Annotated in this window: 28 protein-coding genes; 6 read left to right on the top strand and 22 right to left on the bottom strand. The window is 68.0% G+C overall.

Going from position 1 to position 23688, the window contains the following annotated elements; all coding sequences use genetic code 11:
• The 5 genes from ACESMY_RS17105 to ACESMY_RS17085 form a co-directional block, all read right to left on the bottom strand.
• Positions 1-955 (bottom strand): amidohydrolase (locus tag ACESMY_RS17105; RefSeq protein ID WP_372785826.1); only part of this gene is annotated, 955 nt, incomplete at its 3' end.
• 106 nt (positions 956-1061) lie between these two features.
• The gene (locus ACESMY_RS17100) at positions 1062-1253 is read right to left on the bottom strand and encodes a hypothetical protein (protein ID WP_372785825.1); all 192 of its coding nucleotides are present in this window, start codon (positions 1251-1253) and stop codon (positions 1062-1064) included.
• 99 nt (positions 1254-1352) lie between these two features.
• Positions 1353-1553 carry a hypothetical protein gene (locus ACESMY_RS17095; protein WP_372785824.1) on the bottom strand — a complete coding sequence of 67 codons (201 nt, stop codon included), beginning with the start codon at positions 1551-1553 and terminating at the stop codon, positions 1353-1355.
• A gap of 58 nt (positions 1554-1611) precedes the next feature.
• Positions 1612-1764: a hypothetical protein gene (locus tag ACESMY_RS17090; protein WP_372785823.1), complete on the bottom strand. Its 153-nt coding sequence runs from the start codon at positions 1762-1764 to the stop codon at positions 1612-1614.
• 159 nt (positions 1765-1923) lie between these two features.
• On the bottom strand, positions 1924-2409 hold the full coding sequence (locus ACESMY_RS17085; protein WP_372785822.1) for an FKBP-type peptidyl-prolyl cis-trans isomerase: 486 nt from the start codon (positions 2407-2409) through the stop codon (positions 1924-1926).
• Positions 2410-2847: 438 nt separating this feature from the next.
• On the opposite strand from ACESMY_RS17085, the gene ACESMY_RS17080 reads away from it, so the two are divergent.
• Together ACESMY_RS17080 and ACESMY_RS17075 are read left to right on the top strand one after the other, a co-directional pair.
• Positions 2848-3699, top strand: a complete 852-nt coding sequence (locus ACESMY_RS17080) for a PEPxxWA-CTERM sorting domain-containing protein (protein ID WP_372785821.1) — start codon at positions 2848-2850, stop codon at positions 3697-3699.
• Positions 3700-3860: 161 nt separating this feature from the next.
• Positions 3861-4067 (top strand): hypothetical protein, encoded by a 207-nt coding sequence (locus ACESMY_RS17075; protein ID WP_372785820.1) that lies wholly within the window; start codon positions 3861-3863, stop codon positions 4065-4067.
• A gap of 42 nt (positions 4068-4109) precedes the next feature.
• Here ACESMY_RS17075 and ACESMY_RS17070 read toward each other — a convergent pair whose 3' ends face one another.
• The 3 genes from ACESMY_RS17070 to ACESMY_RS17060 all read right to left on the bottom strand — a co-directional run bounded on the left by ACESMY_RS17070 (position 4110) and on the right by ACESMY_RS17060 (position 5977).
• On the bottom strand, positions 4110-4502 hold the full coding sequence (locus tag ACESMY_RS17070) for an excalibur calcium-binding domain-containing protein (RefSeq protein WP_372785819.1): 393 nt from the start codon (positions 4500-4502) through the stop codon (positions 4110-4112).
• A gap of 101 nt (positions 4503-4603) precedes the next feature.
• Positions 4604-5611, bottom strand: coding sequence for an alpha/beta fold hydrolase (locus ACESMY_RS17065; RefSeq protein ID WP_372785818.1), 1008 nt, complete (start codon positions 5609-5611; stop codon positions 4604-4606).
• A gap of 96 nt (positions 5612-5707) precedes the next feature.
• Positions 5708-5977, bottom strand: a complete 270-nt coding sequence (locus tag ACESMY_RS17060) for a hypothetical protein (RefSeq protein ID WP_372785817.1) — start codon at positions 5975-5977, stop codon at positions 5708-5710.
• Positions 5978-6127: 150 nt separating this feature from the next.
• Here ACESMY_RS17060 and ACESMY_RS17055 point away from each other — a divergent pair, with 150 nt between their 5' ends.
• Positions 6128-6418 carry a hypothetical protein gene (locus ACESMY_RS17055; RefSeq protein ID WP_372785816.1) on the top strand — a complete coding sequence of 97 codons (291 nt, stop codon included), beginning with the start codon at positions 6128-6130 and terminating at the stop codon, positions 6416-6418.
• Positions 6419-6430: 12 nt separating this feature from the next.
• On the opposite strand, the gene ACESMY_RS17050 is transcribed toward ACESMY_RS17055, so the two are convergent.
• From ACESMY_RS17050 to ACESMY_RS17040, 3 genes are all read right to left on the bottom strand, one after another.
• A complete protein-coding gene (locus ACESMY_RS17050; RefSeq protein ID WP_372785815.1) occupies positions 6431-6652 on the bottom strand; it encodes a hypothetical protein in 222 nt (73 codons plus the stop codon).
• Between the two features lie 86 nt (positions 6653-6738).
• The gene (locus tag ACESMY_RS17045) at positions 6739-7173 is read right to left on the bottom strand and encodes a PAS domain-containing protein (RefSeq protein WP_372785814.1); all 435 of its coding nucleotides are present in this window, start codon (positions 7171-7173) and stop codon (positions 6739-6741) included.
• 109 nt (positions 7174-7282) lie between these two features.
• Positions 7283-7963, bottom strand: coding sequence for a hypothetical protein (locus tag ACESMY_RS17040; protein WP_372785813.1), 681 nt, complete (start codon positions 7961-7963; stop codon positions 7283-7285).
• Between the two features lie 423 nt (positions 7964-8386).
• On the opposite strand from ACESMY_RS17040, the gene ACESMY_RS17035 reads away from it, so the two are divergent.
• Positions 8387-9382 (top strand): hypothetical protein, encoded by a 996-nt coding sequence (locus tag ACESMY_RS17035; protein ID WP_372785812.1) that lies wholly within the window; start codon positions 8387-8389, stop codon positions 9380-9382.
• 98 nt (positions 9383-9480) lie between these two features.
• Here the strand turns inward: ACESMY_RS17035 and ACESMY_RS17030 are convergent, their stop codons facing one another.
• The 6 genes from ACESMY_RS17030 to ACESMY_RS17005 form a co-directional block, all read right to left on the bottom strand.
• On the bottom strand, positions 9481-9642 hold the full coding sequence (locus tag ACESMY_RS17030; protein WP_372785811.1) for a hypothetical protein: 162 nt from the start codon (positions 9640-9642) through the stop codon (positions 9481-9483).
• 201 nt (positions 9643-9843) lie between these two features.
• Positions 9844-10932, bottom strand: coding sequence for an acyl-CoA dehydrogenase family protein (locus tag ACESMY_RS17025; RefSeq protein ID WP_372785810.1), 1089 nt, complete (start codon positions 10930-10932; stop codon positions 9844-9846).
• A gap of 43 nt (positions 10933-10975) precedes the next feature.
• Complete coding sequence (locus ACESMY_RS17020; RefSeq protein ID WP_372785809.1) at positions 10976-12181, bottom strand: acyl-CoA dehydrogenase family protein; 1206 nt, start codon at positions 12179-12181, stop codon at positions 10976-10978.
• 614 nt (positions 12182-12795) lie between these two features.
• Complete coding sequence (locus ACESMY_RS17015) at positions 12796-13359, bottom strand: hypothetical protein (RefSeq protein ID WP_372785807.1); 564 nt, start codon at positions 13357-13359, stop codon at positions 12796-12798.
• Between the two features lie 169 nt (positions 13360-13528).
• Positions 13529-13885 carry an HNH endonuclease signature motif containing protein gene (locus ACESMY_RS17010; RefSeq protein ID WP_372785806.1) on the bottom strand — a complete coding sequence of 119 codons (357 nt, stop codon included), beginning with the start codon at positions 13883-13885 and terminating at the stop codon, positions 13529-13531.
• Positions 13886-14059: 174 nt separating this feature from the next.
• Entirely contained in the window at positions 14060-15016 is a 957-nt protein-coding gene (locus ACESMY_RS17005; RefSeq protein ID WP_372785805.1) for an IS1595 family transposase, read from the bottom strand.
• 429 nt (positions 15017-15445) lie between these two features.
• Here ACESMY_RS17005 and ACESMY_RS17000 point away from each other — a divergent pair, with 429 nt between their 5' ends.
• A complete protein-coding gene (locus ACESMY_RS17000; RefSeq protein ID WP_372785804.1) occupies positions 15446-15907 on the top strand; it encodes a hypothetical protein in 462 nt (153 codons plus the stop codon).
• 178 nt (positions 15908-16085) lie between these two features.
• On the opposite strand, the gene ACESMY_RS16995 is transcribed toward ACESMY_RS17000, so the two are convergent.
• From ACESMY_RS16995 to ACESMY_RS16980, 4 genes are all read right to left on the bottom strand, one after another.
• On the bottom strand, positions 16086-17315 hold the full coding sequence (locus ACESMY_RS16995; RefSeq protein ID WP_372785803.1) for an acyl-CoA dehydrogenase family protein: 1230 nt from the start codon (positions 17313-17315) through the stop codon (positions 16086-16088).
• A gap of 15 nt (positions 17316-17330) precedes the next feature.
• Positions 17331-18524: an acyl-CoA dehydrogenase family protein gene (locus ACESMY_RS16990; RefSeq protein ID WP_372785802.1), complete on the bottom strand. Its 1194-nt coding sequence runs from the start codon at positions 18522-18524 to the stop codon at positions 17331-17333.
• Positions 18525-18605: 81 nt separating this feature from the next.
• On the bottom strand, positions 18606-19814 hold the full coding sequence (locus ACESMY_RS16985) for an acyl-CoA dehydrogenase family protein (RefSeq protein WP_372785801.1): 1209 nt from the start codon (positions 19812-19814) through the stop codon (positions 18606-18608).
• Positions 19815-19881: 67 nt separating this feature from the next.
• On the bottom strand, positions 19882-21105 hold the full coding sequence (locus tag ACESMY_RS16980; RefSeq protein ID WP_372785800.1) for an acyl-CoA dehydrogenase family protein: 1224 nt from the start codon (positions 21103-21105) through the stop codon (positions 19882-19884).
• A 144-nt stretch (positions 21106-21249) separates the two neighbouring features.
• On the opposite strand from ACESMY_RS16980, the gene ACESMY_RS16975 reads away from it, so the two are divergent.
• On the top strand, positions 21250-22935 hold the full coding sequence (locus tag ACESMY_RS16975; RefSeq protein ID WP_372785799.1) for a GNAT family N-acetyltransferase: 1686 nt from the start codon (positions 21250-21252) through the stop codon (positions 22933-22935).
• Here ACESMY_RS16975 and ACESMY_RS16970 read toward each other — a convergent pair.
• The gene (locus ACESMY_RS16970; RefSeq protein ID WP_372785798.1) at positions 22932-23648 is read right to left on the bottom strand and encodes a hypothetical protein; all 717 of its coding nucleotides are present in this window, start codon (positions 23646-23648) and stop codon (positions 22932-22934) included. The genes ACESMY_RS16975 and ACESMY_RS16970 overlap by 4 nt on opposite strands.
• Between the last annotated feature and the right edge of the window lie 40 nt (positions 23649-23688).

Here is a 23688-nt window from a genome sequence, read left to right as displayed (position 1 = left end):
CGATGCGCTTGAAGGCGTTCCACAGGGTGGCGTAGGTGCAGCTGCCCATGTCGACCGGGAAATTGCTCTCGAACATGCAGCGCTCCGGCCCGAAGGCGCCGATGCAGGCCTCGATATAGGGCGCCCACTCCCGCGCCAGCTGCTCGGACGGCGCCCGGGGCTCGGCCAGGAACGAGGGGAAGTTGCAGAAGGCCATGGCCAGGCCCCCCAGCTTCACCACCACGTTCGGCGACTTGGCGAGCTCGCCGATGTTGTCGCGCCAGATCCCGAACCGCTCTTCCAGCCGCCCGGCATAGCTCGCCCGACCGAGCGGCGTGCCGACGTGGTCGAGGACGATGGTGGTTTCCGGGAAGGCGCGGGCAAGGTCGATCAGGTCCGGCAGCTGCGGTTCCAGCAGCCAGGCGTCGAAGGAAAGCCCCATCGGCGCCAGATGCTTGAAGCCCCGGCGGAACTGGTCGGAGAGATAGAGCCCGGCCTCCACGCGGTTGAGCGGGCCCAGCACCTCCTTGTCGTGCTCGAAGGACGCCGAGTTGCGGATGCCCCGGAAGCGACCGCCGCCGGCCCGGACGTGGGCCTCCAGCACAGGCGCGACGCCATCGCCCAGCATCAGGTCGGCGCGGCTGACGATGCCGGCGCAGGCGCGGGTCTCGCCGTAGAGGCCGCTGGCGCTCATGGCCGCGACGCCGTTGACGAATTCGGTCTCGCCGACCACCCGCATCTCGACCGGGCCGTCGGTCTTGTACATGGCCCCGCACTCGACGAAGACCGTGGCGACGACGTTGTGGCCGCTGCCGGTGTCCGCCAGCAGCTCGTCCAGCAGATAGCGCCGGGCGTCGGCGATCGCCGTCATGAAGGGATGTTCGGGGGCCTGCGGGGTCGCGTAGTTGCGCCGGTCCCACAGGTGATGGTGCGGATCCACGATCGGCAGATCGGGCTCCAGGATCGGTTCGGCCATCCGGATCGTCTCCTCGCGGCCTCTTGCTGGGCGCGCGCGGCGATCCTCGCCTATCGGCGGGCCGGGCGGCAAACCAAAATGGCGCCGCCCTCAGGTCGGCGTCCGGTCAGGAAACGGCGGGAAGCGCGTAGGCCCGAAGCTGGCCCGGCAGGCGCATGGCCGCGCGGGTGGCTTCCCGAAGGTTCTGGAACCGGGCGGCGGCCTGGGCGCTGAGGGCCCATTCGGCGCGCCCGGTGTCACGGACGAGGTACTCCATGCCCTGGGGGCTGGTACGCGCGACAACTGCGGCGAAAGCCATGTCGTGTCTCCTGCGTTCGTCGAACCTGTTCTGTTTCGGTTCAACCTGCAGGGGATGTTTCAAGACCTGTGCCGCTTTGCCGCAGTGGCGTTTTCGCCCCTAGCTGGGGGGGCCCGCTCGCCGCGCCAGCAGGGCTGAGCCCTCCGGCGTGATGTCCCAGCCCTCGCGGCTGCGCTCGGCCAGTCCCAATTCGGTCAGCACGCGAGCCGCGCCGATATTGATGAACGGCGCATCCTTGCCCGCCTTCTTGAGGGCGAGGTTCTGGAGCGCATTCAGTTGGGCGTCGGTCAGGTCGGCCATGCCGCGACCCTACACCTTGAGCCGAGCTGTGCGCCTGGAATTCCGAGAGAGCAGAGGCCTAGCCGAGGAACTTGAGCACCAGGCCCAGCACGGCCATCGCCAGGAAGGCCCACATGGCGATGGAGAACCCGACTGCGGCCAGCAGTCCGAGGATGCGGCCCGACCGGGTGGCCGGGCGGTGTCCTTCATCGCCGACCGGAGGTTCCATCATCGCCCCGTTCACGCCACCTCACCTGCCGCCCTTTCTCGCCGCGCAAAGCCTCAAGGCTCGCACGTCTGGACGATCAGGGACTAAGGGGCCACGTCCGGCCGCGCCGCGCAAGGGTTTGCGGTGACGCTTTCGGCGTGGAGTCCGTTCGCCGAACGGGGCTCAGGGCGCCTTGGGCGAAAGGATCGCGGCCAGCTCCACGTCGAAGATCAAGGTCGCATCCGGCGGGATGCCGCGCTTCTGGATCGCCTGGGAACTGGCCGGCTGGGCGGTCGCCAACGGCCGTCCCGGGCCGTAGGCGAGGTAGGGCGGCATGGTGATCCGCCAGCGGTCGCCGGGCCGCATCAGCTGCAGCGCCGCGCTCATTCCGGGGATCACCGCGTTCACCGCGAAGGTCGCGGTCTCCTTCCCGTCGCCGGGGGAGGTCGAGAACACCTCGCCGCTCTCCAGCTTGCCGACATAGCGCATGGCGACGCTGTCGGCCCGGGTCGGATGAGGGCCCGCGGGCGGTCCGGAGGCCATCACCTGGTAGCGGATCCCGGGCAGGCTGACGGTCTGGGCGCTCGCCGCCCGGGCCAGGCCGAGGCCTGCCGCGATCGCCAGTCCGGCCATCACGAGGCGGCGCGCCGCTCCCTGGGGTCTGCTCATCGTGGCCGTACTCCGGTCGAACCTGACTATTGTCGCGGCCAAGCTAGGTCGGGCTTCGCCGTGTGACGAGGGAATAGTGGTCTATGGGCGCCGGCCGGCGAAGCCTCAACTTCCGGTGGGCGACGTTGCAAAGCACATCCGGATTTTCGATCTCCAGGTCGTGGCAGGCTGCGACAATCTGCACCACGCACAAATCTTGTATATCTAAGAATTCCCGTCACACGGGAACTTGGATACCTACAATGAACAAGCTTATATTGGTTAATCGTCAATTAATTACCCACTGGTGTTTAGATTTGCGAGTCAGCTATATTCATGTAGCTTCTGCAATATTACGGATAACCCGTTATCCGAAATTCGGCGGCTGAACCGGCGCGTCCCGTTAAAGGGCCGTCATTTTCGATACCGGGCTCGGTATCCGGGGTGGGGAACAACAGTATGAAGAACCTTTTGCCGACGGCGGCCATGGCGGCCGTCCTGATGGCGCCCGTCGCGGCGCACGCGGTGGCGGTGGTTGCGCCGACCATCACTGTGGTCACCTCGGTGGCGCCGAACGCCTTCGGCTCGCCGTCCTACGCGGGCTATGTGGCCAACGCGGTCGGCGCCCTGCATGACGGCCAGGCGACCCGCGGCGACCCGAACTCGCCGACCTACTACGCCGCCCAGTCGAATGTGCAGGCCAGCCAGGTGATCGTCACCAGCTTCCCGTCCTGGCTCGGCCAGGCCGACCCGGGAACCAACTTCGGCCCGAACTTCGCCAACGAGCTTGGCAACCGCATGCTGTTCGGCATCAAGATCGACGGCAACGGCGCGCAGTTCTCCATCGACCAGCTGTCGTTCACCGCGCAATCGAACGATCCGGGCGATGCGCTGGGCTTCGGCTTCGGGGTCGGCAGCTACACCTACAGCGCCGACTATGAAGGCGTGCTCGCCGGCGCCGACCACACCCTTTGGACCAGCGACGACATCTTCGTGACCTCAGGCCCGGCCAACCAGCTGGTCGATGGCCTGGTCGGCCGCGGCTCGGGCAACTCCTTCGCCAACGATCCCTGCGGCTGCACCACCGTGGCCGAGCAGCAGGCGGCGATCGACGCCGTGGCCAACTTCCCGGGCTACCCGACCCAGTTCACCGGCGCCTACAGCCTGGGCGCCGCCACCGGCTCGGGCACGTTCAACATCTCCGGCTCGGTGCCGGAGCCCTCGACCTGGGCGCTCTCCATCCTGGGCCTGGGCTTCGCCGGCGGCATGCTCCGCCGCCGCCGCTCGCAGGTCGCGCTGCAAGCCGCCTGATCCACCGCCGGTCGCAGGACCTGAACTTCAAGCCGCCGGGCGTCCGAAAGGGCCCCGGCGGTTTTCATCTGGGCCCATCTCCACAGCCGCCCCGCTCTGGACTACCGTGAGGGTTGTGAGTCCGGCCGAACGGGACCGGGCCGCGACAGGGAGAGACAGACGTGAAACTCAAGACGATCGGCCTGGCGCTCGTCGCCACCGCCTTCATGGCGAGCGCCGCCCTCGCCCAGACGGGCACGATGCAGCCCATCCCGAACCCGCCCGAAAAGGCCAAGGCGCATCACGCCAAGAAGAAGCACATGGCCAAGAAGGCCGAAGCCGCCGCCTCCGACGCCAAGGCCCCGGCCGCGGCGCCGGCGAAGAAATAGGATCTCCCGGCGGGCGGCGTTCCGGCGCCGTCCGTCGCCTGATTAGCTGACCGCGGACGCTGAGCTCTTCGGCATGGGCGCGGTCAGGCGCTTCTGGATGAGCTCGAGCCGGCCGGTCGCGACGCCGGGCGCGGGTTCGCAGGCCATGCCGTCGTTGTCCTCGTCCTGCCAGCGGACATAGGCCGAGGAGTCGCGCGGAATATTGAAATAGCCGGCGGCGTTGGCGATCTTGCAGGTCGCGAACGGCTTGGTCAGCGCCATCGCCGGATCGCGGAAGGCGTAGGACAGCCGCTCGCCGTACTGCGGGTACATCCGGTTCAGGCCCAGCACGATGACGACCGCGCAGGCCGCGATCCACAGGCCCATCAGCCGCCCCAGCGCCCCGCCGCCGCGCGTCCCGCCGGTCCCGCGGGCGGTCTCCTGGATGTTGTCCATGGGTCGAAGCTCCTCGGTCCGCGAAGAGCTTGCCGCATTACGGTGAAACTTCGGTTCACCCCGCCGATGAATCTTCGCCGCGACGCCGCTGAGGGCCTCGCCTAGCGGCGCGCGGCGTCCAGCACCTCGAACACCGCGTCGACCACCACCTGCGGCCGTTCCTGGTGGATGTAGTGGCCGGAGCCCTCGACGATGCGGTTGACGCCGCGGCTCGAGAGGCCGGCCATCTCGTCGTGCATGGTCACCCAGACCTTGTGCACCGCTTCCAGCTCCTCCGGCGTGAGGCCCGGGCTCGCGCTCTTGCCGGCGGTCAGGATGACCAGCGGCTTGGCGCCGAGCGGCCTTGGCCCGCGGGCCTCGCGCGCGGCGACCAGCTGGTCATTGTCGTCCTTGGCGAAGACCTCCATCTCGCCCAGCATCGCGCGGTAGTAGGCAGGGCCCCGCGCCTCGACAAGGAACGCCTGGGCCTCCGGCGACGGGCCGGGGGCGCCCAACACGCAGAGCTTGGCGCGCTCCGGCGGCCGGGGGCTTTCGGCGCACGGACGCATCCCGCCATAGGCCGCCTCGGTTTGCGCCGCGAGCTTGGGCGCGGCCTCCGACATCCGCTTCATCTGCCAGTCGGCCGAGGGATCGACCAGCACGACGCCAGCCACGTCCTTGGGATAGGTGAAGGCGAAGAGCCGCACGTCGAAGCTAGCCAGCGAATGGCCGACCAGGATGTAGGGCCCACGCAGGCCCGCGGCCTTCAGGGTCGCGGCCAGGTCGCCGACGATCGCGCGGCTGTCCCGCGGCGCCGGTCCCGGCGAACTCCTGCCATAGCCCGCGCGGTCGTAGGAGCAGACCCGGGTGCGGGTCGCGATCTGGTCCTGCACCGAGTTCCAGCTCCAGGCCCCGTCGCCGAGCCCGGCGTCCAGCACCACGACCGGACCGCCCGCGCCCTCGCAATAGAGGTGCATCTGGCGCCCGTCCGGCAACCGCACGAGCTGGGCGTTCGCCAGGTAGCCGCTCCACCAGCCCACCGACGGCGGCGGCGGATCGGCCGCCTGCGAGGCCCCGGCCAGCAGCGCCGACGCCGCCAATCCGGCCAGGACACCCGACAAGCGCTTCATGAAATTCCCCCGCGACAGCCCGCCACACAGCAGGCCCGACGCCGACCCTTCTGTGAAGCCCTCCCGTGGAGCCTCCCGGCGCGCCGCCGGCCCGCGCTACTTCTGCTTGGCGGCCGCGTCAGCCGCGGCGTCCATCTTGCGGCCGGCTTTGGCGGCGGCGGCTGAGGTGTCGGCGGCGGCGGTGTTGGCGGCGGCCGAGGTGTTGGCCGCGGCGTCATGCGCTGCGGACACGGTGGCGTCGCCCGCGCGGTCCGCGGCGGCGGCCGCGTGATCGCCCGCCGCCGCGGCGTCGTTCTGGGTCTTCTGGGAGCAGGCGCCGAGCGCCAGGCAGGCGACGGCGGCGGCAGCGATCAGGGAAAGGCGCATCGGGATCTCCGGTGGCTCCTCACAACGGGAGCGTGACCTGCGAAACGCGCGGACCGGCGGATCGGCTCCAGCCGGCGTCCGGGCCGCCAGGGAACGCCGCCCGCCGCCGCCCGTTGGCCAGAGGCGCCCTTCCTGCGTTGGAGATCGGCGATGAGCCGTCGCGGCAACCCCTTACTCCGTCTCGGCCTCGACAGCCTCTGGCTGGGCGCGGAGGCGCAGGGCGTGATCGCGCTGCGGATGCTGAAGTTCGCCGCCGGCGGCCCCGCCGCCACGGCCGAAGTCCAGCTCATGGTCGCTGAAAAGCTGCGCGCCGCCGCCGAGACCCAGGCCCAGGTGCTGACCAGCCTGCTGGCCGGCCAGGGACACCTCGCCCCCACCCGCGCCGTCGCCGGCTACCGCCGCAAGGTGCGCGCCAACCGCCGGCGCCTGGCGAAGGCCTGAGGCAGCCGCGCGTCAGACCTTGGGTTCGTCGTCCGGCGCCTGGCGCTGCACATATTCGGTCTGCGGCGGGGGCGGGGGCGTGATCTGCATGTTCATGCCGAAGATCAGCAGGAGCCCGGTCATGAAGATCGCCCCGCCGCGCCGCCGCTTCGCATAGCGCACGGCCCACACCGCGGCCGGGCACAGCACGATCGCAAGGGCGAGGGCCGCCAGGGCATAGATCAGGCCGTGCACCGGGCGCTCCGAGGCCCCCCGAAAAGCGCCGGGTCAGCCTTCTAGATGGGCCGGAACGGGGCGAATGGAAGCTTGGCCGCCTCGCGTCAGGCCGGCCGCGTGCGGGCGAGCCGGGCCTGCGTCTTCAGGGCCTCGCTCATCTCGCGGCGGGCGGTCACGTCGCAAAACACGTTGAGCACGTCGCCCAGCCGCCCGTCGAAGGACGGCAGGATGGTCGGATGGCCTTCGAGCCAGGCCCAGGTCCCGTCCTTCCGGCGATAGCGGAACTCGCGGTTCACCCGCTGGCCGGGCGCGACACGCTCGAACAGCCGCGCGCTGTTGTCGGCGAACCGCGCCAGGTCGTCCGGATGCACCAGGAAGGCGCCGTGCTGGCCGACGATCTCCGCGGGTTCGTAGCCGAAGGCGCGGCAGCTGTCGGAGATGTAGAGAATGAAGCCCCGGGCGTCGGCCCGCACCACGATGTCTCCCACGCCGCACGCCGCGACGAGGGCCCGTTCAGAGGTATCGCCGCCGTCCGCCATGTCGTCTCCACGGCCGGAAAGGTTCCGGTCCGCGCCACTAGCGCCCGGGCGTCTTGGCGATTGATGAACGCCCCCTGCGACCGACTGCCGCCGGTCCGGAGCCGCGGGCTCAGCGATAGGTCTTGGCCGCCAGCCGCCCCGCGCGCCCCTCGATCCGCGCCACCTGCCGCTTGATCGCCGTGAACGCCGCGCGCGAGGGGAGGCCGTCGATCGCCTCGTCAGCCTTCAGGTCCGCCAGGAACGCCAGCCAGCGCACGGCGTCGCGCTTGGCCTCGGTGTACATCGCCGTGAACTCCGGCTGGCGCTTCAGCCAGCCATAGACCGCCTTCTGCGACGGCATCTGCGGATCGGCGCAGATCCGATAGACCGCCTCTCCCTTCGCCACCCGGGCGCAGAACCGCTCCGCCCAGCCCCGCTCATAGGTGCTGCGCTGGCCCGAGACCCAGGAACGCGTGCGCCGCCGGCCGAACTTCGCCTCGATCGCTGCCCACTCCAGCCACCGCTCGCGCCGCAGCCGCGCGTGCAGCCGCCGGTGCGCCGCCCGCTCGTCCAGCATCTGCTGGTAGCGGCCGCCGAACTTCGGATGCATGTGGCGCCACCGGTGCAGGGTCGCCGCCGACGGCATCGCCGCATCGGCGCAGATCCGTTTGATCGTCTCCCCCCGGCTCAGCCGCGCCAGGATGATCGCCGCCAGGCGCGGATGATACTGGCTCTCCTTCCGGCCGCCCGTGTGCTCCATCTCCGGAACCCACCCGTCGTCCGGATGCCCGTCGTGCAGGAAGTAACGCATGGCGTCAGGATACACCGAAACGCTGGAAACTAGAACAAAAAGCGAACATACTCCCTTCGCCTCTTGCGGGAGAAGGTGTCGGCGCAGCCGACGGATGAGGGGTCGCACCGCGCCCTCCACCGCGAAAATCCAGAAGTGCTAACGGCCCCCGGATGGGCCCTGCGACCCCTCATCCGACCCCCTTCGGGGCCCACCTTCTCCCGCAAGGGGAGAAGGACCCTGATACCCCAGCCGCCTCGCCCCGGACCCACTGCGCCTCCTTCGCCCCTTGCGCGAGAAGGGCCCCGAGAGCCCCAGGCGTCCGCGCTCGTCCTTGACCGGAACGGCCGCCGAAGCTCCAATCCCGCGTCAGGAGCGCCTTCGCCGAACCGGTCGCATCGCGGCCACGGGAAGTTGCCGAGCGCGGGGTCTGCCAGAGCTGACATGGAACCGACCCCTGAGGGCGACCCGCCCGTCCGCCCCTACGACCGCCGGTACTGGCTGATCGGCCCGGCCCTCGCGCTCGCCTACGCGCTCGTGCTCTATGGCCTCGTCCATTGGTTTCGGCCCGACTCCGGAACCGTGGTGATCTCCTTCGTCATCGGCGCGCCGCTCGGCGCCTGCCTGATCGCGGTGCGGCTGGACGATCCGCACGGCCGCGGCGGGGCGTGGCGTCACATCTTCATGAGCGCCCTGGTGATCTCCTGGATGCTGCTCGTCTCCTTCGCGATCCTGCGGGAAGGCTCGCTCTGCGTCATGATGGCCGCGCCGCTGTTCTACGCCGTGGGCATAGCCGGCGGCCTGCTCGGGGGAATGCTGGCGCGGGGCTCTGTCGGGCGGACGCTCTGCCTGGCGATCATCGCCGCGCCCCTCGTCGGCATCCCCGTCGAGCCGCAGGACGCCTATCCGCGCGTCACCGAACAGGTGACCAGCGTGATCGACATCGCCGCCCCGCCGGAGGTGGTCTGGCGGCGCACGGTCGCGATCCCGGCCATCGCGCCGGCCGAACGGATCGCCACCTTCAGCCACAACGTGGTCGGCGTGCCGAGGCCGGTCTCGGCCCGGCTGGACGGCCAGGGCCCCGGCGCCGTGCGCCAGCTCGCCTGGACCGGCGGCGTCCATTTCCAGGAGGTCATCACCCACTGGGACCAGGATCGCAGCCTCGCCTGGCGGTTCCGCTTTGCGCCGGACTCCGTGCCGCTCGCCATCGAGCGCAACATCAATGTGCAGAGCGGCTATCTGTGGCTGAGCGACGGCGACTATCGCCTCGATCCCCTGCCCAACGGATCGACCCGCCTGACGCTGACCACCCGCTACCGCCTGCGCACCCCGATCAACGCCTACTGCGCCTGGTGGGGCGGGGTGTTCTTCAACGATTTCCACCGCGCCGTGCTGCACGTGATCAAGCTGCGCGCCGAAGGGGCGGCGGGGCGAGCCTGAGCCGCTTCACTCGCAGCGCTGGTTGTCCCACGGCGCGTAGGCCCGCTCAGGACCCCCGCCGGCGTGTGGCGGTCCCGGTCGGAACGGCCGTTGGCGAGCTAGCCTTGGTGCGCGCGGCCCTTGCGGCCGGCGGCGACCAGCAGGGCCAGCGCGATGCCGCCGGCGATCACCAGCAGTTTCCCGGCGGCGATATTTGCGAAGATCAACCCCAGGCCCGCCACGATCGCAAGGCCGGCCAGCGCGATTTGTGTTCGCCTCATGGATCTCATCCCCCGTTGTTCTCCGCGTGTCGCCGCCTGAGCGTAGCTGACAGTTCAGCTTCCGTCTGCAGCGGGTCGGATACGGACCTCGCCGCGGCTTCAGTCCGTCCTAAAGAAAAACCCCACCGGCGTCTCCGCCAGCAGGGCTTCCCAACTCATCACGGCCCGAGCCGCGCCCCGCGCGGCTCGAAGCGCAGCGTCCTAGTACCCCTGGATCTTCGCGTACCGATCCCTGTGGAACGCCTGGTTGCCGAACGCCGCCTCGGCCGCGCGCGCCCGCTTCAGGTAGAAGCCTGCGTCGTGGGCGTCGGTCATGCCGATGCCGCCGTGCATCTGGACCATCTCGTTGGAGACCAGGTGGAAGGTGTCGCCCATCTTGGCCTTGGACAGGCTCACCAGCTCCGGGACGTCGGGGCTGTCGGCGTCGATGGCGGCCAGCGCGGCTTCCACGGCCGAGCGGGAGAGCTCCAGGTCGGTGAACATCTTGGCCGCGCGGTGCTGCAGGGCCTGGAAGGAGCCGATCACCTGGCCGAACTGCACGCGGACCTTGAGGTAATCCAGCGTGGTCTCGAAGGCCTGGACGGCGGAGCCCAGCATCTCGGCGGCGACGCCGGCGCGGGCCCGGTCGAGCACCTTTTCGAGGAGCTCCGCCCCGCCGGTCAGCGGCTCGGCGGCGGCGTCCTTGAACTCGATGTTGGCGGCGCCGCGGCTGTCGGCGAGCGCCAGGCGCGTGCGGCTGACGCCCGCATCGTCGCCCTTCACCAGATAGAGGCCGATCCCGTCGGGGCCCTTGGCCGAGACCACCAGCAGGTCGGCCGCCATGCCTTCCAGCACGAAGGTCTTCTTGCCGGAGAGCTTGCCGCCCTTGAAGGTCGCCGTGACCTTGTCGGGCGCGTGGTGCGCGCCCTCGTCGATGGCGAGCGCGCCGACCGCCGTGCCCTCGGCGATCTTCGGCAGCCAGGTCGACTTCTGCGCGTCCGAACCGCCGAGGATCAGGGCCGAGGCCGCGGCCAGGCCCGACGACAGCAGCGGGGAGGCGGTGAGGGTGCGGCCGAGCTCCTCGAGGATCAGGCCGAGCGACAGGTAGCCGAAGTTCGAGCCGCCATATTCCTCGGGGATGATCACGCCCGCCCAGCCCATCTCGGCCATCTCGTTCCAGGCCGCGGCGTCGTAGCCCAGCTCGGCGCCTGAATCGCGCATCTTGCGGAAGGCGGTGACCGGGGACTTTTCCTGCACCCAGCTCTTGGCTGCGTCGCGCAGCATGCTCTGTTCTTCGCTCAGAACGGCCATCTTGGTTTTCCTCGTGAAATTCGCGTTGTTCTTGAAATCGGGTTCAGTGGTTCTGCGTCAGGTCCGGCAGGCCCAGGATGCGCTTGGAGACGATGTTCGACTGCACCTCCTGGGAGCCGCCGAAGATCGTGAAGGCCTTGCCGAACAGCCAGCCGCGCACGGCCTCCAGCTCGTCCTTGGTGAATTCGTCGCCCTCCCAGCCCAGGCCCTGGTGGCCCATGATCTCCAGCGTCATCTCGTGGCGCTCCTGGATCAGCTGGGTGCCGGCGTTCTTCATGATCGAGGTGGCGCTGGAGGGGCCGGCGTTGCCCTTGGATTCCATCATCGCGCGGATGGCGGTCTGCTGGAAAGCGCGCCAGTTGATGGCGTTGTTGATCAGCCGGGTTCTGAGGTCGCTGTCGGCGATCCGGCCCTTGGCGTCGACGCCGACATAGTCCTTGGCGAGCTGCTCCAGCGGCTTGCCGCCGCCGCCCAGCCCGCCGCCCGCCCCGGTGAGGCCCGACCGCTCGTGCTGCAACAGGCGCTTGGCGATCGTCCAGCCGCCGTTCAGCGGCCCGACCAGGTCCTTCTTCTCGGCCCGCGCGTCGGTGAAGAAGGTCTCGCAGAACGGCGACGACCCGGCGATCAGCGGGATCGGCCGGACCTCGACCCCCGGCTGATGCATGGTGAAGAGCACGAAGGAGATGCCCTCATGCTTTTTCGAGGTGTCTGTACGGACCAGGCAGAAGCACCAATCGGCGTATTGTGCGCCGCTCGTCCAAATTTTTTGCCCATTGATTTCAAAGTGATCGCCCTTGTCGACCGCCTTGGTCTGCAGGGACGCGAGGTCCGATCCGGCGCCCGGTTCGGAGAAGCCCTGGCACCAGGCGATCTCGCCGCGGACGATCGGCGGGATGTGCTCCTGCTTCTGCGCCTCGGTGCCGTATTCCAGCAGCGTCGGGCCGAACATCATCACGCCCATGCCGCCGATCGGGTTGTAGGCGCCGGCGCGGTTCAGCTCCTGCTGCACGACGCGGCCCTCGGCCGGCGAAAGACCGCCGCCGCCATAGGCCGCGGGCCAGGTCGGCACGCCCCAGCCCTTGGCCCCCATGGCGATGCGCCAGGCGTCCTGGTCGGCGTCGGGCTTGGCGCGCTCTTCTCGCATCATCGGGTTCGCGCGGCCCTTCAGCCCGGCGGGGAAATTGGCCGCGATCCACTCCCGCGCCTCGGCGCGAAAGCCCTCGAGGTCCGTACCGCCAAAATCAGCCATTCAAATCCGCTCCTCGAAATCCGTCGTTCAATTTCAAAATCCGCTCATCCCCGCGAAGGTGGGACCCAGGCTTTTTTCGTTGCGGCATCTAGCCAGCCGAACCCTGGGGAACGGAAGCATTTCAAACACAAAACACCTCGGCAATGTAGCCTTTTTGGCGCCGGGCGTGCCGGTGGCATGGCGGGCGAGTAGATCTGAATTCCGACGCGAGCAACGCGACCTGCTGCCGGCGCAGTTGCGCGCAACGCGCCGCAAGCTCAATTTGAGCGTCGCTGACGCGGCGGCGCTTCTCGGCGTCACGCTAAGGACGCTCGGGATGCGGGAAAACGGCAGACAGTAGCCGCCCGTCCCAGCGGTCGGACGATCGCTGCATTCCTCAGGCGCGAGCCGTAGCGGTGTGCGTTTCCATGAGCCATCCGAACCGCTGCAGCTTCAGGCTGGCACAGATATTCGTTCTCATTTTGTTCTAGGCACCACATGGGAACTATCCGGTTGACGTACCAGCCACTAGGGATAGACTTTGGATACCAAGGATGTGCCCTCTGCTGAGATTGAAATCACGCCTGAGATGATCACGGCGGGAAAGGATGAGCTGTGCGAGATGTGGGGAGAGATCAGGAATCCCCGTGACCAGGACGTATATTGTCAAGCTGTCGCCCGGATTTTTCGGGCAATGCGCGAAACTCAGCTAACAGCTCATCGCGCAGCCCCAAATACTCCTGCACCGCCTGCTCAACGCGCTTTCTGATTTTGTGAAGTTCGGCAATAGGCTCAAACTGGAAGCCGAAGACGAGCGGCCCATGTGCGGTGACCTGAAGTCGGGTGACCTTGCCAGTTCGGGTATGCATCACCCGTGTGTCATGCACGGATCTGTTGCGAGCCTCCTGAAGGCCGCCGATGCGGTCGCCATTGAACTTTCTCAGGCGAGAAAGAGTCGCTGCGCTAATGCCCCGCAGTTCGGCCAGCGAGATCAACGCCCTCATCTTTGGCTGGATCGAAAACATCTGGGCGGTCATGCATGCGCCCACCATGTCAGGGACGCCCGCGAGCTGCCATGTCGTGTTGTCGATTGCAAACTCCAGGTAGGCCCAGGCGTTGGCGATCCGACCGATGGCGGCTAGGTGATCAGCCGGCAAGAATGATGGTTTATCGTCGGGGTCGTCTGGATCGGCAGTCATGCTATTCTGCTCCCATGAAAGAGCGCGACCAACCGAAGGCCGGGGAGGCCGACCACCGCCGCGACGCAATGTTGCTGCACGCGCTAAAAACGCCGCCACAGCCGCGCAAGAAGCGCGACCGCAGTAAAGACAAGGGCGCGGAACAGGGCCCGCGCCCAGGTGCTGGCGCCTAGCTGCGACGGGATCCGAAGCCGAAGCTGGACCCGAACATATTGCGAGGCGCAGTCATGGGCCGATCACCGAGGGCATTGATGGCGTTCCCGAGATGACCGCCAAGCTCCCGGTTCTTGCGCCAGTGCAGCGCGCGGAGGTTGGGCGGTGCGTCAGCGCCGCCGAGCGCGCTCGGATGGGCGTGATCGATCTCCCATCCGTACTCGCTAAGTACGCCGTAGTCCGTACGCCGGATGAGGTGCCCGAAAGCGTCGATGCGCCAGTCCCGCGGCGGGAGGCCCTGGACTACTTGGCAAACCGTCCAAGCGGCGATCTTCTTCTGTTCATCGCCCGAGGGCGGCGGTAGGGTGTTCATGGCTAGGCGAGTCCTTCGAGGGTTAGTCTGATACCGCCGTTCTTTGCGGGGCTGGCGGACAGACAAGCCTAGCTGTAGCAGAGCGCCCGGCGAGTCGGACTCGCCGGGTTCTCTCATTGTTCTCACACTTTCGTGACCCGTTTTCTCAGCGCGAGCAGACGCTTAGCCTTCTGCTTACGCGTACGTGGCTTCCGCAGGCTGTCGGTACTGGAGACGCTTCCCCTTGGCGCCTCTCAGTAGTTCCTCTGCACGTTCAGCGTCTGACCATTTGCGGGTCGAATACCTGAAATCGAACTCGACCAAATAGCGGTGCATGTGCGCCTCGCTGATGCTGTGAAACGAGCCGTACACGCCGCGCTTGAGGATGGCGAAGTAGCTCTCGGCAGTGTTCGAATGCACGGCGCCGGGGCGAACGTATTCGCCGCTGGCGTGGTCGGTCCAAGCATGGCTGGCGAACTCGGCGCCGACGCCGAGGTAGATATTCGAGCCGTCCGTCCGCAGGTCCGATTTGCGGCTGACGTTGGTCACCAGCACGTTGCGGATGGTCCGCGCCGTGACGCTGGCCACATGGAAGGAGCGGGCCTCGCCGTCCCGCTCAACCAGCGTGACGATCTTGTGCTTGCGGTCCATGGCCACGTCGCGCGGCGGGCGCTTCTTGGAGTGCATGTTGCTGAGCTTGCCGCCAACGTAGGTCTCGTCTGCCTCAACCGTCTTGCCTTCGCCGCCCATCGGGCCGCGCGGAGTGGTGGACTTGGGGCACTCCCGCAGCCGGTGGAACAGGAACCACGCGCTCTCATAGCTAGCGAGGCCCATCATCCGCTGAAGCTGGAGGGCGCTCATGCCCTTCTTGCTGGCGGCCATGAAGTGAGCGGCGAGAACCCACTTGTGCAGCGGGATATGGCTGCGCTCCATCACCGTGCCGACCGTCACCGAGAACGGCTTGCGGCAATCCTTGCACTTGTAGACGCCGGGCCTGGTGCTCTTGCCGCCGAGCTTCGTGATCCTATCTTCCGTGACCCCGCAGCGCGGGCACACGGGACCGTGGGGCCAGAGCAGGCTTTCGAGGTGCGCCCGAGCCGCGTCGTCGTCGTGATAGATCGGGCTGGCGAGGTTGGTCTTGCGGCTGGTCATCGGTCTGGTCCTTCAATGACCAAACACTACCCCTTGGGGCTTGGTACGTCAACCGGATAGTTCCCCACCACATTCGCAATCTGCCAAGCTAGCGTTGCGTTTGCAGATTGCAGACGCCACCCGCCACTGAGTGCACACGGCGCGGCACAACGGCACGCAACCCCGACGATGAAACCTATGGAACGAATATCAGTTCGAAGCTTCCGGGGGCGTCCAAAGCCGGCGCAGTCGCAAAGCCACCCCCGAACTAGCGGGGCATCCTAGGTGCCTCGTACGGAGAAGGCGGTGAGCGACAGATGGCTATGGTACGCAGTCCGAACACCGCGCTGCATTCCGCTAGACCGTGGCGCATATCCGTCGATGGTCTATGACCATGAGGTCATCCCCTGGCCCCATTGGTGCTGCAAAGCGCCAGATGGGGGCGTGCACGTGGATGCGCGCGTCGGAGCGATCGACGTTCATCTTTCGCACGCGCCCCGCGGCCCAGACGAGGTGACCTGGACCTGCGATTTCCAAGTCCTGTTGGTTTCCAGGGATTGGCTAGTGCAGATCGAGGATCTGATCGACTACCACAAGGTGGCGCTTGGCCAAGTGTTCGTCGATGGTCGAGCCTTGCCTGATTGGGCGACCATCCACGAGGCCCATGCGCCGGGGTTTCTCTCGAGTGAGGGAAGGTCGAAGGTCTGCCCGATTTGTGGAAGCGTCTACGCAACCCTCTGGGGCAAGGTCTTCTTCACCGACCCTGCCGTTGCAGGCAGACCGCTGATCATTGCCTCCAAGGGGATTTTCGTACGAGAAGACGAAGCTGTTCGGCGGGTGCTGCGAACGCCAAGCGGCGTCTACAAGCCAACGCGCGTCGGGCTCAGGCGCGACGGTCAAGCGGCTCGCTAAGATCAGGCGTATTCGACCAAGATCTCGACCACCGGCATAGGATGGGCGAGCCTCTGGTCGGGCGTGGCGAAGGTAGCGCCATCAGAACACAGCCGAGGACGACGCGCATACCGAACCGCTCAATCGGGCAGATGCTATCCCCCTGGGTCCCCGCCTTCGCGGGGATGAGCGCTGTGAGTTAGCCTTTCTGCGTCACCTCCGGCAAACCGAGGATGCGCTTGGAGATGATGTTGTACTGGATCTCCTGGGACCCGCCGGCGATGGTCCCGGACTTGCCGCGCAGCCACGCCCGGGTGGTCAGGATCTCGTCGCGGCTGAAGGCCTCACCGGTCCAGCCCAGGCCCTGGGCGCCCAGGATCTCGACGGCGAGCTCGGCCCTCTCCTGGCGCACTTGGGAGCCGACGTTCTTCAGCACCGAGGAGACCGCGCTCGGCCCTGAGTTCGACCGGGTCTCCGCCGCCGCCCGCTGCCCGGTGAGCTGGAAGGCCCGGGCCTCCATCAGGTGCCGGGTCAGCCGCGTGCGCAGGTCTGGATCGGCGAGGCGCCCGTTGTCGTCCATGCCCACATAGTCCCTGGCGAGGTCTTCCAGCGCCGGCCCCGGCACGACGCCCGGTCCCGCCGCGCCCGGCTGGGCGTTGGCGCCGGAGATCCCCTGGCGCTCGTGCTGCAACAGCCGCTTGGCGATGGTCCAGCCGCCGTTCAGCGGCCCCATCAGGTTTTCCTTGGGCACCTTCACGTCGGTGAAGAAGGTCTCGCAAAAGGGCGTCGTGCCGTTGATCAGCAGGATCGGCCGCGCCTCGACGCCCGGGCTGCGCATGTCGATCAGAAGGAAGCTGATCCCCTCATGCTTCTTGGTCTGGTCGGTGCGCACCAGGCAGAAGCACCAGTCGGCCAGGTGCGCCCCGCTCGTCCAAATTTTCGACCCGCTCACCAGCCAGTGGTCGCCCATGTCGACGGCCTTGGTCTGCAGGCCGGCGAGGTCCGATCCGGCGCCGGGTTCGGAGAACCCCTGGCACCAGCGCAGCTCGCCCTTGACGATCGGCGGGATGTGCCGCTGCAGCTGTTCTTCGGTGCCGTATTCCAGCAGCGTCGGACCGAACATGATCACGCCCATGCCGCCGATCGGATTGGGGGCGCCGATCCGGGCCATCTCCTCGCCCAGCACCTTGGCCTCGGCGCGGGAGAGGCCCGCCCCGCCATAGGCTTTCGGCCAGGTCGGCGTGCCGAACCCCTTGGCGCCCATGCGGTCCTTCCAGAGCGCCACCTCGCCGGTGGGCTTCTCGGCGCTCATCTCGGTTTCGGCCACGGCGCTCGCGTCGCGCCGCAGCGAGTCCGGGAAGTTCGCCTCCAGCCATTCCCGCGTCTCCGCCCGGAAGGCGTCGAGGTCCGCGCCGCCGAAATCCGCCATGGTCGGTCCTCCGCGCTAGCCGTTCTGCGTCGTGTCGGGCAGCCCCAGGATCCGCTTGGAGACGATGTTCGACTGGATCTCCTGGCTACCGCCGAAGATCGTCGTGGCCTTGCCCGAGAGCCAGGTCCTGACCGCCTCGCGCTCGTCCTTGGCGAACGCATCGCCCTCCCAGCCGAGCCCCTGGGTCCCCATGATCTCCAGCGTCAGCTCGGCCTTCTCCTGGCCGATCCAGGTCCCGGAGTTCTTCATCACCGAGGTGGTGGCGCTGGGGTTGATGTTGCCCTTCGCCTCGACCACGGCGCGCTGCATGGTCAGCGCGTGGGCCTTGGCGTCGATCAGGTGCCGGGTGAGCCGGGTCCGCAGGTCTGCGTCGGCGATCCGGCCCTTCTCGTCGAGGCCGACATACTTCTTGGCCAAGTCGAGCACGCTGGCGCCGCCCATCATCCGCGCGCCGCCCTGGCCGGAGCGTTCATGCTGCAAGAGGCGCTTGCCCACCGTCCAGCCGCCGTTCAGCGGCCCGACCATGTCGTCCTTCTCGGCCCGCGCGTCGGTGAAGAAGGTCTCGCAGAAGGGCGAATTGCCGGCGATCAGCTTGATCGGCCGCGTCTCCACCCCCGGCTGATGCATGTCTATCAATACAAAGCTGATACCTTCATGCTTCTTCGAAGTATCTGTGCGGACCAGACAGAAACACCAGTCGGCATGCTGTGCGCCACTTGTCCAAATCTTCTGGCCATTTATTTTCCAGTGATCTCCGGCGTCTTCGCACTTCGTCTGAAGACTTGCGAGGTCCGAGCCGGCGCCCGGCTCGGAATAGCCCTGGCACCAGCGCAGCTCGCCGCGGACGATCGGCGGGATATGCCGCTTCTTCTGCGCCTCGGTGCCGTATTCCAGCAGCGTCGGGCCGAACATCGAGGTGCCCATGCCGGCCACCGGGTTCTCCGCCCCGACCCGCGCCATCTCCTGCAGCAGCACGCGGGCCTCGGCGCCCGAGAGCCCGCCGCCGCCGTATTCCGTCGGCCAGGTCGGCGCGCCCCAACCCTTGTCGGCCATCCTCTGCTTCCAGAGCTTGCCGTCCTCGGTCAGGCCTTCGGCGCCGGGGATCATCGCCATCGGCTGGTTCGCCAGCGACTTGGGGAAATTGGCCTCGAGCCAGTCGCGCGCCTCGGCGCGGAAGGCGTCCAGATCGGAACCACCGAAGTCGGCCATCTCGAAATCTCCCTAATATCTTATATTTTCAATACTTTAGAAAAATTCTAGCACGGAAACGCGCGGGTTTGGAGTCTCCGCTTACTTGGGATCCGGAAGGCCCAGCACCCGCTTGGAGACGACGTTCAGATTGATCTCCGAAGTGCCGCCCTCGATCGAATTGGCCTTGGACCGCAACCACGAGCGCACGGCCGCCAGCTGCGCCTCGGAATAGGCCTCGCCCTCCCAGCCCAGGCCGTTCAGCCCGAAAGCCTCGATCATCAGCTCGTTGCGCTCGTGGGCGATCTTGGCGCCGGCGTACTTCATGATCGCCGCGGTGTTCGACGGCCCGTTGGAAGACCGCGCGTCGTCGGCCGCCCGCTTCATGGTCAGCTGGAAGGCGCGGTTCTCCATCAGGTGGTCGGTGATCCGCCGCCGCAGATCCGCATCGGCGAGCCGGCCGTCCTCCTCCACGCCCAGCGCGGCCTTGGCCGCCTCCGGGATCGTCGGCATGGCCACGGTCTGGCCGATATTGCCCGCGCCGAGGGAGCCCGCGATCGAGTCCCGCTCGAACTGCATCAGCCGCTTGGCGATCGTCCAGCCGCCGTTCAGGGGCCCGAACAGCTGGTCCTTGGGCACCTTCACATCGGTGAAGAAGGTCTCGCAGAACGGCGAGGCGCCGTTGATCAGCAGGATCGGCCGCACCTCGACGCCCGGCGCCTTCATGTCGATCAGCAGGAAGCTGATGCCCTCATGCTTCTTGGCCGTGTCGGTCCGCACCAGGCAATAGCAACGGTCGGCATGCTGCGCGCCAGAAGTCCATATTTTTGAACCATTTACGAGGAAGTGATCGCCCATGTCCACGGCCCGGGTTTGCAGGCCCGCCAGGTCCGACCCGGCGCCCGGTTCGGAGTAGCCTTGGCACCACCACACCTCGCCGTTCACGATGCCGGGGAAGTGCTCTTTCTTCAGCGCCTCGGAGCCGTACTCCATGAGCGTCGGGCCGAAGAACGAGATGCCCATGCCGCCGATCGGGCTGCGGGCGCCGATCGCGGCCATCTCCTCGGCCAGCACCTTGGCCTCGGCGCGGCTCAGGCCGCCGCCACCGACCTCCTTGGGCCAGGTGGGCGCGCCCCAGCCCTTGGCGCCCAGGGCGAGCCGCCAGGCCTTGGCCTCGGGACTTTCCGGCCGCGCCTGCAGCTTGGCGAGCTGACCCATCGGGTCCTTCGCTAGGCCCTTGGGAAAGTTCGTCCCCAGCCACGCCCGGGCCTCGGCCCGGAAGGCCTCAACGTCGCCGCCAAAATCCGCCATCGAAATTCTCAGTCCTAAAAATCAAAAGTCCCGGCGCCGCTCGAAATAGAACGCCGCCGCTGTCGCCCTACTTGGGATCGGGCAGGCCCAACACCCGCTTGGAGACCACGTTCAGATTGATCTCCGAGGTGCCGCCCTCGATCGAATTGGCCTTGGCGCGCAGCCAGCCGTGCACCGCGGCGGTCTCCGCCGGGCTGAAGACCTCGCCCTCCCAGCCCAGGCCCTGGCCGCCCATGGCCTCGACCATCAGCTCGGAGCGCTCCTTGGCGAACTCGGCCGCCGCATATTTGATGATCGAGGTCGCCGCGCTCGGCCCGTTGGCCGCCCGCGACTCCGCCGCCGTACGGCCTATGGTTTGCCGCAGGGCCTGGAAGTTCATCTTGTTGAGCGTGATCCGCTGGCGAAGGTCGAGGTCGGCGAGCTTGCCGTCCTCGACGCCGACGTAGCGCTTGGCCACATCGCCCAGGTCGCCCGAGGCGCCCCCACCGACGCTGCCGCCCTCGCCGAAGCCCGCCGAGATGTTCTGCCGCTCGTACTGCAGGAGCCGTTTGGCGATCTCCCACCCGCCGTTGATCTTGCCGACCAGGTTGTCCTTGGGGATCTTCACGCCGGTGAAGAAGGTCTCGCAGAACGGGCTCTCGCCGGAGATCAGCTTGATCGGCCGCGTCTCCACGCCCGGCGTCCGCATGTCGATCAGCACGAAGGATATCCCCTCGTGCTTCTTGCTGGCGTCGGTGCGCACCAGGCAGAAGCACCAGTCGGCCTTGTCGGCGTAGCTGGTCCACACCTTCTGGCCGTCGATCTGCCAGTGGTCGCCCTTGTCCTCGCACTTGGTGGCGAGGCTCGCGAGGTCCGAGCCCGCGCCAGGTTCGGAATAGCCCTGGCACCAGCGGATCTCGCCGCCCACGATCCGGGGCATGTGCTCCTTCTTCTGGGCGTCGGTGGCGTACTCGAGCAGCACCGGTCCCAGCATCCAGATCCCGAAGGAGAGCAGCGGCGGGCGGTAGCGGCCGGCGGCGATTTCCTGCTCGACCACGCGCGCCTGTTGGGCGTTCAGTCCTCCGCCGCCGTACTCTTTCGGCCAGGTCGGCGCGGTCCAGCCCTTCTCGGCGGCGCGGCGCATCCAGACGCTTTGGGGATCCTCGGATCCTGCGAAGGCGCGGCCGCCCCAGACGGCCTCGGGGTCGGTCTTGGCGGCCGGGTCGCGCAGCTCGGCCGGATAGCTGGCTTCCAGCCAGGCGCGGACTTCCGAACGGAAGGCGTCGAGGTCGGCGGCGCCGAAATCAGCCATGGCGGTCTCCAACACTCAAGGACAGGCGGCCACCTTAGCGTTGCGCCTTGCGAGAGCAAGCGGGACTAAACAGACGTTTGAGCGACGATCGGGCGCGATTTGCGGCTATAACCCGCGATCCCTTTGGCAGACCGACAGGCCTGGATGCGCTTCTTCAACGACCTTCGACCGGCGGCCTTCGCGCTCGCGCCATGGACGGCCGCCATCCTGACCCTGGCGGCCGGGGTGATGCTTCTGGCCTCGGGCGCGACGCCGTCGGAGCCGGTGCGGTTCATGCGGCTGATCCAGATCACCCCGGTCTACCTCATCGAGGCGAGCCACTTCCTCTCCAGCATCCTGGGCCTGGCCCTGGTGCTGCTGGCCTTCGGGCTGCGCGCGCGGCTGGACGCAGCCTGGGGCGCCACCATGGGCGCGCTTCTGCTGGCCGCGACGCTCGCCCTGCTCAAGGGCTTCAACTGGGAGGAGACGGCGGCCCTGGTGCTGCTGGCGATCCTGCTCGCGCCCTTCCACGGCGCCTTCCCGCGCACCTCTCGGCTGACCCGCATGGAGATCACCCCCGGATGGCTATTCTCGGCGGCCTGCGCCGTGCTGGGGACGGGCCTGCTCGGCCTGTGGTCCTTCCAGCATTCCGACTACGCCGACCGCTCCTGGTGGCGGGTGATGGCCGACGCCGACGCCGAGCGGGCCATGCGCGCCTGGGCGGCCGCGGCCCTGCTGCTCTTCGCCTTTGGCCTCTGGCGGCTCTTCGTCTCGGCCGCCACCCCGCCGGTGGTGGGCGAGACCGATCCCGACTTCGAGCGGGTCCGCTCGATCCTGGCCACGGCGGAGGCGGCCGAGCCCGGCTCCAACCTGGCCCTCCTGGGCGACAAGCGCTTCCTGTTCTCGGGCTCCGGCGAGAGTTTCCTGATGTTCGGGGTTCGCGGCCGCGCCTGGGTGGCCCTGGGCGCGCCGGTCGGCCGCCGCGACGAGCGCCAGGAACTCCTCTGGCGGTTCCGCGAGCTTGCCGACTCCCACGCCGCGCGCCCAGGCATCCACGGCCTCAATGCCGAGGATCTGCCGGAGATCGTCGAGCTTGGCTTCTCGATCCAGAAGGTCGGCGAAAGCGCCGCGGTGCCGCTGGAGACCTTCTCCATGGACGGCCGCAAGCGCGGCACGGCGCGCCGTGCCTGGCGCAAGCTCGGCGAGGCGGGCGCCACCTTCGAGGTGCTGCAAGGCGAAGCGGTCACCGCCATGCTGCCGACCCTGCAGGCGATCTCCGACGATTGGCTGGCCCACCACGCGGGCGGCGAGAAGGGCTTTTCGATGGGCGGCTTCTGGCCGGGCTATGTGCAGGAGTTCCCGGTGGCGCTGGTCCGCGTCGACGGCAAGCCCATGGCCTTCGCCACCCTGTGGACCACGGCCCGGCGCAGCGCCTTTTCCATGGACCTGATGCGCTATGCCGACGACGCGCCCAACAACATCATGGACTACCTCTTCGTCGAGCTGATCAACTGGGGCCGCGAGCAGGGCTACGAGGCCTTCGAGTTCGGTATGGCCCCGCTGGCAGGGCTCGATGACCGGCCGTTGGCCCCGATCATGTCGCGGGTCGGACGCCTGCTCTTCGAGCGTGGCGAGGAGATTTACAATTTCCAGGGCGTGCGGCGGTACAAGGACAAGTACGACCCGCTGTGGCAGCCGCGCTATTGCGCCGCCCCCCAGAAGTGGTCGATCCCCTGGCTGATGGCCGACGTCGGCCTCTTGTCGTCCGGCGGGGTCGCCGGCCTCTCCAAACGGCCCAAGAAGGTCGAGGAGCCGAGGGAGGCGAAGGACGAGGTCCCGGCCGCGGCCTAGTCCCTCACATTGCGGTCGATCAGGCGTCCGAGGTCGCCGTGGTCGCCTTCGGCGCCGTTGTGCCGAAGGGTGGAGCGGAACTCACCAACCACCAGCGGGCCCTTGACCGGTCCCTTGGCCACATAGCCGACGGTGCGGTAGCCGGAGGCCGCACGCCGGTCCGCCGCCAGCACATAGACCAGGGAGGCGTTGGTCCGCCCGATATCCTCGGCCAGCACCTCGGCGCCGTTGACGCCCACGTGGACCACCGTGTGCTTGTGGCCGTGGCCGACATTGACGTCGGCGTTCTCGCCCTCGCTGTGGACCTTGATGCCGAACATCTTCACGTCGGCGCGGCCGCCCGCGGTGTGGACGTGGAAGAAGGGCAGGTCGATATCCGCGCGGTCGCCGGACTCGTCCCGATCGGCGGAGACGGTGGACTGGCGGTAGACCGGCACCAGGGTGTGCAGCTCGACCTTGGTCGGCGACATGGCCTCCGACGCCGAGCGGCCCTCCAGGGCGACCAGCTTGAGCCGAACCGTTTCACCGGCGGCGCCTTGGTAGTCGCAGCTCATGCCGTCCGCCGCCCGGGCGGTCCGGGTCAGCGCGCCCTGGCTCGCGGGGCAGTCGAGGGGGCGTAGCGCGGCGCCATCGGCGGAAGCCGCCGTCGAGAGGCCCGCGGCCGCGCCCAGCGCCGAAACGGCCAGGGCGCCGAGGAGAAGTCTACGCGTCATCCGATGTCCCAAGCTCCGCAATTTTGCAGAGGCGACGTCA

Source organism: Phenylobacterium sp., assembly GCF_041691455.1.
Lineage (GTDB): Bacteria > Pseudomonadota > Alphaproteobacteria > Caulobacterales > Caulobacteraceae > Phenylobacterium.
Note: the sequence above shows the minus strand (reverse complement) of the source record. Positions and strands in the feature narration are given on the sequence as shown.

Excerpts from the sequence above, each read along its gene's own strand:
- ACESMY_RS17090 (WP_372785823.1), bottom strand. The coding sequence starts at position 1,764 with ATGATGGAACCTCCGGTCGGCGATGAAGGACACCGCCCGGCCACCCGG.
- ACESMY_RS17060 (WP_372785817.1), bottom strand. The coding sequence starts at position 5,977 with ATGCGCCTTTCCCTGATCGCTGCCGCCGCCGTCGCCTGCCTGGCGCTC.
- ACESMY_RS16970 (WP_372785798.1), bottom strand. The coding sequence starts at position 23,648 with ATGACGCGTAGACTTCTCCTCGGCGCCCTGGCCGTTTCGGCGCTGGGC.
- ACESMY_RS16975 (WP_372785799.1), top strand. The coding sequence starts at position 21,250 with ATGCGCTTCTTCAACGACCTTCGACCGGCGGCCTTCGCGCTCGCGCCA.
- ACESMY_RS17085 (WP_372785822.1), bottom strand. The coding sequence starts at position 2,409 with ATGAGCAGACCCCAGGGAGCGGCGCGCCGCCTCGTGATGGCCGGACTG.
- ACESMY_RS17030 (WP_372785811.1), bottom strand. The coding sequence starts at position 9,642 with ATGAGGCGAACACAAATCGCGCTGGCCGGCCTTGCGATCGTGGCGGGC.
- ACESMY_RS17065 (WP_372785818.1), bottom strand. The coding sequence starts at position 5,611 with ATGAAGCGCTTGTCGGGTGTCCTGGCCGGATTGGCGGCGTCGGCGCTG.
- ACESMY_RS17035 (WP_372785812.1), top strand. The coding sequence starts at position 8,387 with ATGGAACCGACCCCTGAGGGCGACCCGCCCGTCCGCCCCTACGACCGC.
- ACESMY_RS17100 (WP_372785825.1), bottom strand. The coding sequence starts at position 1,253 with ATGGCTTTCGCCGCAGTTGTCGCGCGTACCAGCCCCCAGGGCATGGAG.
- ACESMY_RS16995 (WP_372785803.1), bottom strand. The coding sequence starts at position 17,315 with ATGGCGGATTTCGGCGGCGCGGACCTCGACGCCTTCCGGGCGGAGACG.
- ACESMY_RS17070 (WP_372785819.1), bottom strand. The coding sequence starts at position 4,502 with ATGGACAACATCCAGGAGACCGCCCGCGGGACCGGCGGGACGCGCGGC.
- ACESMY_RS17040 (WP_372785813.1), bottom strand. The coding sequence starts at position 7,963 with ATGCGTTACTTCCTGCACGACGGGCATCCGGACGACGGGTGGGTTCCG.
- ACESMY_RS16985 (WP_372785801.1), bottom strand. The coding sequence starts at position 19,814 with ATGGCGGATTTTGGCGGCGACGTTGAGGCCTTCCGGGCCGAGGCCCGG.
- ACESMY_RS17005 (WP_372785805.1), bottom strand. The coding sequence starts at position 15,016 with ATGACCAGCCGCAAGACCAACCTCGCCAGCCCGATCTATCACGACGAC.
- ACESMY_RS17095 (WP_372785824.1), bottom strand. The coding sequence starts at position 1,553 with ATGGCCGACCTGACCGACGCCCAACTGAATGCGCTCCAGAACCTCGCC.
- ACESMY_RS17045 (WP_372785814.1), bottom strand. The coding sequence starts at position 7,173 with ATGGCGGACGGCGGCGATACCTCTGAACGGGCCCTCGTCGCGGCGTGC.
- ACESMY_RS16980 (WP_372785800.1), bottom strand. The coding sequence starts at position 21,105 with ATGGCTGATTTCGGCGCCGCCGACCTCGACGCCTTCCGTTCGGAAGTC.
- ACESMY_RS17020 (WP_372785809.1), bottom strand. The coding sequence starts at position 12,181 with ATGGCTGATTTTGGCGGTACGGACCTCGAGGGCTTTCGCGCCGAGGCG.
- ACESMY_RS17080 (WP_372785821.1), top strand. The coding sequence starts at position 2,848 with ATGAAGAACCTTTTGCCGACGGCGGCCATGGCGGCCGTCCTGATGGCG.
- ACESMY_RS17015 (WP_372785807.1), bottom strand. The coding sequence starts at position 13,359 with ATGACTGCCGATCCAGACGACCCCGACGATAAACCATCATTCTTGCCG.
- ACESMY_RS16990 (WP_372785802.1), bottom strand. The coding sequence starts at position 18,524 with ATGGCCGACTTCGGTGGTTCCGATCTGGACGCCTTCCGCGCCGAGGCG.
- ACESMY_RS17010 (WP_372785806.1), bottom strand. The coding sequence starts at position 13,885 with ATGAACACCCTACCGCCGCCCTCGGGCGATGAACAGAAGAAGATCGCC.
- ACESMY_RS17055 (WP_372785816.1), top strand. The coding sequence starts at position 6,128 with ATGAGCCGTCGCGGCAACCCCTTACTCCGTCTCGGCCTCGACAGCCTC.
- ACESMY_RS17025 (WP_372785810.1), bottom strand. The coding sequence starts at position 10,932 with ATGGCCGTTCTGAGCGAAGAACAGAGCATGCTGCGCGACGCAGCCAAG.